9 protein-coding genes are annotated in these 11,610 nt (G+C 37.4%); 2 read left to right on the top strand and 7 right to left on the bottom strand.

Annotated features, from left to right (window positions below; genetic code table 11):
* The first annotated feature begins 298 nt into the window (after nucleotides 1-298).
* Both nagZ and I5818_RS04920 read left to right on the top strand, forming a co-directional pair.
* Nucleotides 299-1,384 (top strand): beta-N-acetylhexosaminidase, encoded by a 1,086-nt coding sequence (nagZ, locus tag I5818_RS04925; protein ID WP_235849584.1) that lies wholly within the window; start codon nucleotides 299-301, stop codon nucleotides 1,382-1,384.
* Nucleotides 1,385-1,400: 16 nt separating this feature from the next.
* Complete coding sequence (locus tag I5818_RS04920; protein ID WP_078109779.1) at nucleotides 1,401-2,705, top strand: serine hydrolase domain-containing protein; 1,305 nt, start codon at nucleotides 1,401-1,403, stop codon at nucleotides 2,703-2,705.
* 220 nt (nucleotides 2,706-2,925) lie between these two features.
* Here I5818_RS04920 and I5818_RS04915 read toward each other — a convergent pair whose 3' ends face one another.
* From I5818_RS04915 to I5818_RS04885, 7 genes are all read right to left on the bottom strand, one after another.
* On the bottom strand, nucleotides 2,926-3,630 hold the full coding sequence (locus tag I5818_RS04915; RefSeq protein WP_078109780.1) for a TerC family protein: 705 nt from the start codon (nucleotides 3,628-3,630) through the stop codon (nucleotides 2,926-2,928).
* A 287-nt stretch (nucleotides 3,631-3,917) separates the two neighbouring features.
* Nucleotides 3,918-5,651 carry a phospho-sugar mutase gene (locus I5818_RS04910; protein WP_078109781.1) on the bottom strand — a complete coding sequence of 578 codons (1,734 nt, stop codon included), beginning with the start codon at nucleotides 5,649-5,651 and terminating at the stop codon, nucleotides 3,918-3,920.
* Nucleotides 5,652-5,867: 216 nt separating this feature from the next.
* Complete coding sequence (locus I5818_RS04905) at nucleotides 5,868-7,043, bottom strand: amidohydrolase (RefSeq protein WP_078109782.1); 1,176 nt, start codon at nucleotides 7,041-7,043, stop codon at nucleotides 5,868-5,870.
* Nucleotides 7,040-8,275, bottom strand: coding sequence for a Zn-dependent hydrolase (locus I5818_RS04900; RefSeq protein WP_139358109.1), 1,236 nt, complete (start codon nucleotides 8,273-8,275; stop codon nucleotides 7,040-7,042). The genes I5818_RS04905 and I5818_RS04900 overlap by 4 nt, the downstream gene beginning before the upstream one ends.
* Before the next feature lie 16 nt (nucleotides 8,276-8,291).
* Nucleotides 8,292-9,491 (bottom strand): hypothetical protein, encoded by a 1,200-nt coding sequence (locus tag I5818_RS04895; protein ID WP_078109784.1) that lies wholly within the window; start codon nucleotides 9,489-9,491, stop codon nucleotides 8,292-8,294.
* Nucleotides 9,492-9,691: 200 nt separating this feature from the next.
* Entirely contained in the window at nucleotides 9,692-10,690 is a 999-nt protein-coding gene (locus tag I5818_RS04890; RefSeq protein ID WP_078109785.1) for an asparaginase, read from the bottom strand.
* 291 nt (nucleotides 10,691-10,981) lie between these two features.
* Nucleotides 10,982-11,479 (bottom strand): PTS sugar transporter subunit IIA, encoded by a 498-nt coding sequence (locus tag I5818_RS04885; RefSeq protein WP_235849586.1) that lies wholly within the window; start codon nucleotides 11,477-11,479, stop codon nucleotides 10,982-10,984.
* Between the last annotated feature and the right edge of the window lie 131 nt (nucleotides 11,480-11,610).

The raw sequence follows: 11,610 nt of genomic DNA, 5'->3' as shown, positions 1-11,610 counted from the left end.
TTATATTAGAGCCATTAGGAGATTTTCCGTTTATCATTAAAAATGAGGTGAATTCATTGAAGTACAACAAGTGTAGAAACATATATGAATGGGAAGGAGATTGGAGTTTAGATAAAATTATTATTCCCCGTCTAAATTCTAATTTTACGAAATGAGGACTAAAACTAAAAGAAGAAGGAAAGCGTGGTTACTCTCTCTCCTATGTGCACTATTTACCCTTGGAATCATCGGGGGGTATATCATATCTCAAAATCAAAAAGAATCACCTAAAGCTACTGAAACAAAAGATTCCGGGACTGTGAAAAAAAATGAAAAAGCTTCAACGCCAACCCAAAAGTCAGAAGACCCTATCGAAGAAAAGGTAGACCATCTATTAAAGCAAATGACACTTGAGGAAAAAGTCGGACAATTAATTATTGTAGGATTTCAAACGAAACAACCAGATTCCCTTATTACATCAATGATTCGGGACTATCATGTAGGCGGGGTTATTCTCTATGATCGGAATATGGATTCCCCTAATCAGGTTACTCATTTAACGAGTGATTTACAACGATTGTCACTGGAAAACACCCACCAGATTCCATTAATTGTGAGCATTGATCAGGAAGGTGGACAAATTGTAAGAATGAGAGATCATGTTTCACCAATTCCATCCCAACAAGATTTAGCTAGAAATAAAAACTTAGAGACAGTATATAATACTGCAATTCAAACAGGATCAGAGCTAAAAGCAATGGGAATCAATGTGAATTATGCACCGGTTTTAGACTTGTCGAACCTAGATAGCCGCTCATTTGGGGAAGATCCTCAAAAAGCAAAGGAATTTGGGGAGAAAGTAATTGCTGGCTTTACGAAATCAGGAATCACTGCTACTTTAAAGCACTTTCCTGGAAATGGTCGAAGCAATATCGACCCTCATAAGGATACATCTGCCGTTCAAGCGAATCAGCTTGATCTTGAAAATAATGATATTTATCCATTTAAAAAGATTATTGAAGAAGTGAATCATCAGAATTTTTTTGTCATGGTTACTCATATTAAATATCCTGCTTACGATAAAGAAAATCCAGCTAGTCTTTCACCAATTATCATCCAGCAACTACTAAGAAACAAATTAGGCTATAAAGGAATTGTTGTAACTGATGACCTAGAAATGGGTGCGGTAAGTAAATATTATTCTTATAAAGAATTAGGATATTCTGCTATAAAGGCAGGTGCTGACCTTTTGCTTGTATGCCATACATTTGATAGCCAAAAAGAAGTCATCAACGGATTGATCGAAGCCGTTAAAGCAAACAAACTTTCCGAAGATCGAATCAATGAATCCGTGAAAAGAATTTTAACCTATAAATTTTCTTCTACAATGATGGATGCACAATAGACAAAGGAGGGATGTTATGAACTGGACAGTATTTGAAAATAAACTAAAAAAACGGATGGAAACCGACCATATCCCAGGATGTGCAGTTGCAGTTAGTAAAAAGGGAAAAATGATTTATCAAAAAGGATTCGGTGTTAAAAATCTAGAATCAGGTGATTCGGTAACTCCGAAAACCATTTTCGGCATCGCCTCCGTAACTAAGTCTTTTACAGCTTTAGCAATTATGAAGTTAGAAGAGGAAGGATTGCTATCGATTCATGATCCTGTCATTGATTACTTACCAGAATTACAAATATCATGTATTCAGCCAATCGATTCAATTAAAATCCATCATTTATTAACCCATTCAACTGGACTTGCACCTATCAATCGAAGAGAGGAACTTAACGATTTCCATCAACACTTAAACTACTTGGCAGAAACCAATCATGACAGCCTTGGTACGCCTGGTGAATTTATTTCCTATTGTAATGATACCTTCCTATTATTAGGCGCTATTATCGAGCGCCTTACAGGACGGTTATTTAGAAGGTATATGACAGAGGAAATTTTAGCCCCTCTCCATCTTCATCGTTCTACTTTTAGTATCGAAGAGCTACAAAAACTAGAGGATGTTTCAACGCCATATGTTTTTAATGAAGAAAAGAGAGATTACGAGAATCATCCTTGGCCAGCTCTAGGAAACTATGAAGTAGGAGGGGGCATTCGTTCCAATGTCGTTGATTTACTTAAATATGGCGAATTATTTCTCAACCAAGTTCCTCCAATCATTACGAAAAAACAATTAGATAAAATGTGGAAACCATATATGCCATTAAGTACAAATTCTTATTATGGATATGCATTAGAGGTCACTCCAAATTATCACGGGATGACCCTTGTCGAGCATGGTGGAGGACAGCCAGGAGTCTCTTCGCATTTTGGTTTTATCCCTGAGCAAGATTTAGTCGTGGCAGTATTAACAAATGTCTCCGATGCATCTGTTAAGGATATTTGGATAGAAGCAGTCAATACAGCATTAGATTTACCTATAGAAGAAAGAAGAACTACATACCCTTCCATAGAGTTATCACAAGAGCAACAAAGAAGATTTCTAGGTACTTATCAATCAAAGGAAGGAACCACCCTCCAAATAAATCTGGATGCACAAGGTTTAAAAGCAAACATCGAAAACAAAGAATTCCTATTATATGCAAGTGATGAAAAAACACTTGTCATTGCTGACATACATAGGCCGATTCGTTTTCATATGAATTCTGAGGGAATTCCATGGGCAGCTTTTTTCGGTTTAAGAATGTTATTAAAACAATCAGTCAGTTAAACCTATTTTCCTGTCAGCAGACTCTAGATCCGCTCTATGTAGCTATAAGCACTTTTTCTGTGATCCAATGACAACTTCCCGCTATTGCATGGAAAATTAAGTATAAGTTTAGCTAACTATCAAACACATTATCCTCGTTCCTCTTACAAACAGGAAATATAAAGTGCCTGGATTTCTTCAATCCAGGCATTTATGTGTCAATATTCAGCTTCGTACTTTATTAATGTGATTCAACTTTTCTTAATCCTTTTTCATCATACATTTCTTTTTCTTTTCGCTGTGTTGCCCGTTTTTGTTTAAGTTTTCCTGCCAAAATAACAGTGGCTATAACTAGAAGCTCAAATCCGTATTTAATCCATCCATTAGAAAAGTAGTCTGCTAGAAATGGCTCAGCTACAATCATTTTCGATGCAGTCCAAGCAAGTATTGCTGAACCAATGGTAACAATAATCGGGTACTTTTCAATCCATTTAATAATAATTGTACTCCCCCACATAACGACTGGAACGGATACTAATAGTCCAATAATTACAAGTAACATATTCCCGTGGGAAGCACCCGCTACTGCTAAAACATTATCTAATCCCATTAAAGCATCGGCAATAATAACCGTTCGGATAGCTGCCCAGAAACTCCCTGCTGCCTGCACATCACCATGATCATTATCATCAACTAGTAATTTATAAGCAATAATCACTAATAAAAGACCACCTACTAAATGCAAGCCTGGAATATTTAATAACCAAACAACTGCGAGTGTTGCAATGATTCGAATGACGATAGCCCCAACGGAACCCCAGATAATTACCTTTTTTTGCTGTGGCTTTGGTAAATTTCTTGCCGCAAGACCAATGAGGATTGCATTATCTCCAGCTAGAACTAGATCAATAACAATAATTGATAGAAGTGCTGTTAAAAATTCCATAAAACTCCTCCTGTTTTCAAAAGTTTCCTTGCTAAAAACTAAGCTTTTGCAAATAAAAAGAGACCTCTACCATTATGAGTAATAATGGTAAAGGTCTCGCTAAGCACAATGTTATGCCAACAAAGCCGATGGATGCGATCCATGTAATGACGACCTTGTTTCAGGTATAAAACCTGACGCTACTCCCCTTCACGGTGGAAGATATAGATTAATATATATTAATTATACATAGATTATAAGGGATTGTCTATTTCTTTTAACAAAAAAATTGAATAGAACATTCTGAATTACATTTTCTCTACTAATTGTAATACCGCTTCTGAAATTTGTTGATTTAAACATTGACTCTCATTTAAAGATGATCCCTTTACTCCAAAATAAAATTTAGCTTTTGGTTCTGTCCCCGAAGGACGTATACAGAACCATGAGCCATCCTCCAATGTAAATTTCAGCACATTTGATTGTGGTAAAGTAATTTCTTTTACCTCCATTGTTTGGAGATTCCTGCTTTCACTAAAAAGATAATCCTCTACTTTAATCACATTTAAGCCAGCAATCTGTGCAGGTGGATTTTTACGAAATGCATTTAATATTGCTGAGATTTTTTCCGTTCCTTTTTTCCCTTTTAAGGTTAGTGAATATAAAGATTCTTTATAATAACCATATCTATCAAAAATCTCTAATAATCCATCATAAAGTGATTTGCCTTGTGCTTTATAGTAGGCCGCGACCTCCGCAGCAAATACGGCGGATTGTACTGCATCCTTATCCCGAACAAAATCCCCTATTAAATAACCATAGCTTTCTTCATATCCAAAGAGGAAAGTATGCTCCTTCGTTTCTTCAAATTCCTTCATTTTTTCTCCAATAAATTTAAAGCCTGTCAATGTATCTATTGTCTGGATGCCAAAGGATTTTGCAATTTCGCGTCCAATATTTGAAGTTACAATGGTTTTAATGAATACTCCATTTTCAGATAATGTGCCATTCTCCTTCTTTTTCGTTAACAGATAATGAAGCATGAGTGCACCTGTTTGATTCCCAGTCAACACTTCATATTCCCCATCATGATTTTTTACGGCAATTCCTAAACGATCAGTATCAGGATCGGTTCCGAGTAAAAGATCGGCATCCATTTCTTTTCCATATTTAATAGCTAATTCAAAAGCTTCATGCTCTTCAGGATTTGGAGAGGTTACAGTTGGAAAATTAGCATCTGGTAACTCCTGTTCTTTAACAACAGTAATATTTTGAAAGCCGAAAGCCTCAAGTCCCTTACGAACAGGAATATTTCCTGTTCCATGTAATGGGGTATAAACAATTTTCAAAGTATCTGCTACAGATTGTATAAGTTGCTTATCCTGCATAATACTTGTTAATGCATTTATATAGGCATTGTCCACTTGTTTCCCTATGTATGTTAATAGATCTTTCTCTATAAGTTCGGCCACATCTGCCACGTCAATCTTCAATTCATTCTCTATTTGATTGACATATTGAACTAACACATCCGCCATTTGAGGAGGCATTTGTCCACCATCAGGACCATACACCTTAAAGCCATTATATTCTGGCGGATTATGACTTGCAGTTATCATCACACCAGCAAACGCATACAAATATCTCACTGCGAATGAAAGTATCGGCGTTGGATGTAGCTCATTAAACAAATAAGCTTTTATGCCATGATTCCCCACGGTTCTCGCTATCTCTAAAGCAAATTCAGGTGATCCGTGACGACAATCATAGGCAATCACCACACCACGTTGTTTAGCCAATTCACCCTGATCTTCGATATAACAAGCTAACCCCTCAGCTGCTTTTCGAACGGTATAAATATTCATACGATTCGTTCCTACTCCAAGCTCCCCGCGCATTCCACCCGTACCAAATTCAAGATTTTTGTAAAAACGATCCTCGAGCTCCCTGTCATTTCCCATCAATTGTGCTAACTGCTCCTTCAATTTCCCATCTAGCCTTTCATCACTTAACCACTTCTCAACTGATCGTTCCCAGCCCATACCATATCCTCCATCCACCAAACATAATTATCTGTTATTTTACCATAAATCAACGGGACAGGGGGTCGGTTCCTTTGTCCCTTATTTCGGGACGGAGGATCCGGTCCCTTGTCCCTCCTTGTCCCTTTATTCAATTTCGGGGACGGGGGGTCCGGTCCCTTGTCCCCTCTCCATAAAAAAGTCCACTCATTTTTAGAATGAATGGACTTTATACTGTTACTCGTTTAAATAAACCCAGGCATATTGAGCATATAGCTCTGCCCCAATGGCTAATGCATCTTCATCAATATTGAATTTCCCATGATGATGAGCCCATTGGGTATCTTTTTCGGGATTCCCACTGCCAACTAAGGCAAAGCTACCTGGAACCTCATCTAGATAAAAGCTAAAATCCTCCCCACCCATTGTTGGTTTTTCGCTAAATAGAGATTCCTCGCCAAATGCCGTAGCAGCAACCTTTTGCACTAAATCGGCACTGTATTTATCATTAATCACGGCTTGTGTTCCTCGAGTGTATTCCACCCTTGCAGTTGCCCCATAAAGACTAGCTACATGATCTGCATAATGCTGGAGCTGTTTTTCAATATGATCCCTTGTTTGAGGGTCGAAACAACGAACTGTACCTTCGATTACTGCATTTTCTGCAATAACATTGAATCGAGTACCAACGACCATTTTTCCGATTGTAAGAACAGCAGGATGTTGCGCATCAATGGTTCTAGACACCACCGTTTGTACATTCATTACAAAGGAAGACGCGACAATTGCTGTATCAATACAATCATGCGGTATTGCACCATGTCCGCCCTTTCCTTTAAACGTTACTTTAAAAAGATCTGCGGATGCAAAAGAAGGTCCTGGTGTACAAGAAATTTTTCCAATCGGCATTTGTGACCATATATGAATCCCAAAAATATTATCCACCTTATCTACTGCCCCTTGCTTTACCATAGCCCTAGCACCTTCTGCCACCTCTTCAGCCGGTTGAAAGATCAATCTAACATTTCCAGGCAATTCATCCTTCATCTCTTGAAGTACTTTGGCTGCGATAAGGAGCATGGCTGTATGAGCATCATGACCACAAGCATGCATTTTTCCTTCTTCCTTTGATACGTATGATAGTTCTTTATTTAATTCTTCCACAGATAAGGCGTCCATATCTCCCCGTAAAGCAACCGTTTTTCCAGACCTTTTGCCTTCAATTGTAGCAATGACACCTGTTGGTTCTGTTCTGCGATGAGCAATGCCTAGTTGTTCAAGATACTGGCAAATAAATTCAGTGGTTTTCTCCTCTTGCCAAGATAACTCAGGCTCACTATGAAGTTTTCGACGAATATCTGTAAGCTCGTTACTGTATTTTTTTATCGCTTCTTTTATTTTTGTTTGGATCATTTTACTTCTACCTCCGTTAAATTCTTCGCTGCTTCGTATAGGATTTGAACTGCATTCGCTAAATCCCGTGAATCCGACCATTCTTCAGGACAATGGCTAAGTCCATTTTTACTTGGGACAAAAAGCATCCCCACTGCTGTAAAGTCTGAAAAGACCATCGCATCATGACCTGCACCACTATTCATAGAGTAATAAGGTATATCTAATTCACTACTCTTTTGTTTCAGTAAAGTAATTATCTCTGGATTCATTGATTTTGGCTGCATATATAAAAGCTGCTCAATAGACAACCGAATATTATTTTGGTTATGCGAATAAACTAGCTCCTTTACCTTTCGAATCATGTTCTGGACATGTTCTTCTTTCCCTGATCGAATATCTACAGAAAATACGGTTTTTTTCGGGATTACATTTGCTCCATTTGGAAACACCTCGACACTCCCTACCGTAATAACCGAGCCCTCTCCTTCCTCCGTTGCAATAGTAGGTAATTCTGCGATTATTTTTGCAGAAGTTACTAGTGCATCAGCGCGATGTTCCATCGGCGTAGTGCCTGCATGTCCAGCTTGACCATCAACCGTAATTTCTAACTGAGTAAGACCAACAATCGTTTCCACCACACCAATCGGAATCTTTTTTTCCTCCAGAATCGGCCCTTGCTCAATATGTAATTCTAAATAGGCCTTCATTGTTTTCGAGTCCCTTCTTTTAGGCAAAGAAGGATCAAGTCCGATTTTCTCCATCGCTTCTACAGTTGAAATCCCGTCTTTATCTTTTAAACGATAAAAATCCTGTTCACTTAATAACCCAACGATTCCTCGAGATCCCATCAATCCTCCACCAAATCTTGTTCCCTCTTCTTCCACTAAGGCAATGATTTCTAGGGGATATTTGGGAATCAACTGATTTTTTGAAAAAAGCTCAGCTACAACAAGGCCTGCTACCACTCCTGCCGGTCCATCATAATTACCACCATGGGGAACCGAATCAAAATGGGAACCAATGAGAACACTAGGTGCATCCTGCAAGGCCCCTTCCATCTTGCCAAAAATATTACCAAAGCCATCCTCATGAACTTTAAGCCCATATTCATACATTTTTTCTTTTATATACGTTCTAGCTCCCAAGTCTTCCTGACTATAGGTAAGTCGCGTCGTTCCCTTATTTGGGGTTGAGGTGTATTTACTTAATTCCTGTAGATGTTTTTCGATTTGTTCCTGAATATCTATCATTTCTATCTCCCCCATTCTATAAAAACTTCACAAATATTCCTGCTAAAATGACCGATACAATAGTGACCGTAATGAAACCTCCGACAAGCATTGGTGGTAACATCTGACTTGTTAGGATTTCTTTTTCCTTTTCATCAGTAGTTAGTGAATTAATGACTTCATTCGTGATAATGTAATCAGCAGGAAATCCATATAAGGCAGTTAAAGAAACTGCAAATGCCATTTCCTTGCTGACTTTTAAAAACTTACCCGCAATAAATGAAAATATATACATACCAACGACACCAATAACTATACATCCCACCAGTGGGTATAAAATTTGAAGCATCATACTTGGAGTTGCTTGTTTTAATCCATCAAAGATGAATAACATTAACGCAACGATGGCAAAACCAAAACCATTTGCTTTTTGCAGCACTTGTTTTTCCAAAAAACCAATGCTCTTTGCGATTACACCAAAAAGTAAACAAAGAACAAAGGGACTAATTGAAACAATAGGTGCCAATAATGTAGAGACTTGATAAGCAAGGAAAGCAACAAAGGCTAGTCTGAAAAACTTAAAAAATTCCGTATTATATTTTTCTGGTAATCTTTTAAATAGCTTAAGTTCCTTCATTCCATGTTCTGCTGTAGCAGCTACCTCTGAGGAAGCATCCTCCTTTACCTTCAATTGTCCACTTCTATATTGTTTCAAAAGACGCTTCCCTTCTTTTTTCAACATAATAGATGTAAGTGGATAACCAGCAAATCCCTGCATCACATAGATAACAATCGCAAAAACGGATAGAGAAGCAAGTCCCACTTCCTTTGCACCTTCTGACATGATTAGGGCAGATACGACCCCACCCACTAAAGGCGGAATAGCTACAACAACGGTCTTAAATCCAAATAGAAGGGATCCAACGATAAATAACAGAACAATAATTCCAATAATCCCTGAAAGAGCAATAACAATCGTTTTCCATTGATTCTTTAGTTCCTGAAGCGATAACAAGGTACCCATGTTCGTAATTAATAAATACATCATCATTGTAGCTACCACCGGGGGCACACCAGATATCGCTACAATATCTTGTGGAAAAAATGTCCAATATCCAATAAGAAAAAGGACCGCACAGATAAAAATAGAGGGTACCCATGCTTTCGTCCGAACAGCAACTAGGTCCCCAATAAACAAGATCAATAAAAGAATGACTAAGGCTAACATTTGCGACATAAGATTCACTTCTCTTCCTAGGATGTATTTACTCTCATTTGCGATACGCAATATATTGAATAAATAGAATAATAATATAATTATTCCACACAGTCAAACTTTTTTAAATAGTTTTATAATTAAGAAGGGACAGGGGGTCGGTTCCGCTGTCCCGAATTTTGGGACAAGAGAACCGTCCCTCTGTCCCCCCTCTGTCCCCTTTAAAGTGTGAATGTCTCTTTAATCGTTCCTACCTCTATGCCTGAATCATTTTTGACAATGGAGGGTTTTAACAATCTAAGTTTGTGAATTGTCTCTTTATTTTTATAGTCGATTTGTTCAAGAATGGATGCAACGATGTTTGGCCATACTTCTTCCGATCCATTGATTACCTTTAAAGCAAACCCAATACGTTCATTTTTTAAACCAAAGCCATAAACACCTTGTGCACCGCCTTTTGCTACTATATTGGGATCTTGTAATAGAATGGAACAAATAAAGTGTTCAGAAGCAATCATGTTATACTGATGATTCAGGGTACGTGTTAATTTAACAACAGCATCTTTTAATCCAGAATCATCAATCAAATCTGGACATGCGAATTTCAAATATGTAAGTGCCATGGAGTGTAATGGAATCGCAAAGACAGGAACACCACAACCATCTATTCCAACTTTAATTTCTGAAATAGGAACTTCAGATAATGTCGATAGAATTTGAACGATATGCTGCTGAAGCGGATGATCTTGCTCCCAATAGTTAGCAACTGGATATCCTAGTTCACGGCAAACAGCCACAAATCCTATATGTTTTCCTGAACAATTATGATAGAGTCTTCTTTTTGTTTTTCCCTCGCCAATCATTTTTTCTCTCGGTTCTATATTTAATGGATAGGAAGGCGGGCAGAATAAATCTTCTTCTACAACTGGCAATTTGTTTAATAACGATTCAAGAGCATTGATATGGTAGGATTCTCCACGATGTGATGCAGAAAATAAGGCTGCCTCTTCCTCTGTAATATTATATTTTTCTATAATATTTGTTAAAAATAGTGGTAAGGCTTGAATCGGTTTTGCTGCAGATCGAAAAAATACTTCTTGTTGTGAGTCTCCAACTTGATAGATCTGTTTTTTCATCTCATTTATGCCGCAAATGATGCCGAAGTGTTTATTCTCAACCAATCCTGCTCTAGTTTCTTCTATTAATATGTCATACCCCATGTTCATTTCTCCTCTTTCACTAAAACATTCATTAATGTAGTTTGTGCTTGGATAGCAGCTCCAGGTCCACATTACTGGTAAACTACCATAATGTTTTTCATATATTTTTTTAATTTCAAAATAAAAAATTATATAAAATAATTATAGCTATGAAAAATCCCCCTTACAACAGGACTAATTTTTATTTTCAAAATAATTAATCATTGATTAATATGAGATTGTAATTTTGTTTGTATAAAAGAAAAATAGGCTGCTCCTTAATCAGAACAACCTACTCAACTTTTATTCTATTTATTTAAGGACCAATTCCCCTATTTGCGCGCCCGCATTAACTTCATCGGAATCATACCTTTTTAGCTCAGAGATTTTCTCATCAAAGTTTGTAAAGACAAGAACTGTTGTCGTTTCTTTGCCTTTTTCCTTGAGATACGCAAGATCAAATGTGCCCAAACTGTCATTCGTATGAATCTTATCTCCAGCTTTTACCGTGATCTCAAATCCTTCTCCATTTAATTCAACTGTATCTAAGCCGAGATGTAAAAGGATCTCTACTCCTTCTTTCGTTTCCATTCCAATAGCGTGTTTAGTCGGAAATACCTGTGTAACGGTCCCATCAATCGGTGCAAGGACCTTTCCGTTATTTGGAATAAATGCAAAGCCATCCCCCATCATTTTCTGAGAAAAAACTGGATCTGGTACATCCTCCAATGGAATTATTTTTCCATTGAGAGGGCTTGATATGATCACATTACTCTTTGTTTTATTTTTCTTAAAAAACAATCTACTCACTCCCATTATTATTTTCTTGGTTATAGGAGGCTTTTTCTCATATAACTTGTAGCGAACTTCTGCTCTTTTCTATAACTTTTACTTTTTTGATAGTGTAGAACAATCAAAAAAATCTTATTAGACTCCCACGA

This window comes from Heyndrickxia oleronia (genome assembly GCF_017809215.1).
Lineage (GTDB): Bacteria > Bacillota > Bacilli > Bacillales > Bacillaceae_C > Heyndrickxia > Heyndrickxia oleronia.
The sequence above is the reverse complement of the archived record's forward strand: the minus strand, read 5'-3'. Positions and strand labels throughout refer to the sequence as shown.

Coding starts and splice junctions, on each gene's coding strand:
- I5818_RS04900 (WP_139358109.1), bottom strand. CDS start 8,275: ATGATAGATATTCAGGAACAAATCGAAAAACATCTACAGGAATTAAGT.
- I5818_RS04905 (WP_078109782.1), bottom strand. CDS start 7,043: ATGATCCAAACAAAAATAAAAGAAGCGATAAAAAAATACAGTAACGAG.
- I5818_RS04915 (WP_078109780.1), bottom strand. CDS start 3,630: ATGGAATTTTTAACAGCACTTCTATCAATTATTGTTATTGATCTAGTT.
- I5818_RS04895 (WP_078109784.1), bottom strand. CDS start 9,491: ATGTCGCAAATGTTAGCCTTAGTCATTCTTTTATTGATCTTGTTTATT.
- I5818_RS04920 (WP_078109779.1), top strand. CDS start 1,401: ATGAACTGGACAGTATTTGAAAATAAACTAAAAAAACGGATGGAAACC.
- I5818_RS04910 (WP_078109781.1), bottom strand. CDS start 5,651: ATGGGCTGGGAACGATCAGTTGAGAAGTGGTTAAGTGATGAAAGGCTA.
- I5818_RS04890 (WP_078109785.1), bottom strand. CDS start 10,690: ATGGGGTATGACATATTAATAGAAGAAACTAGAGCAGGATTGGTTGAG.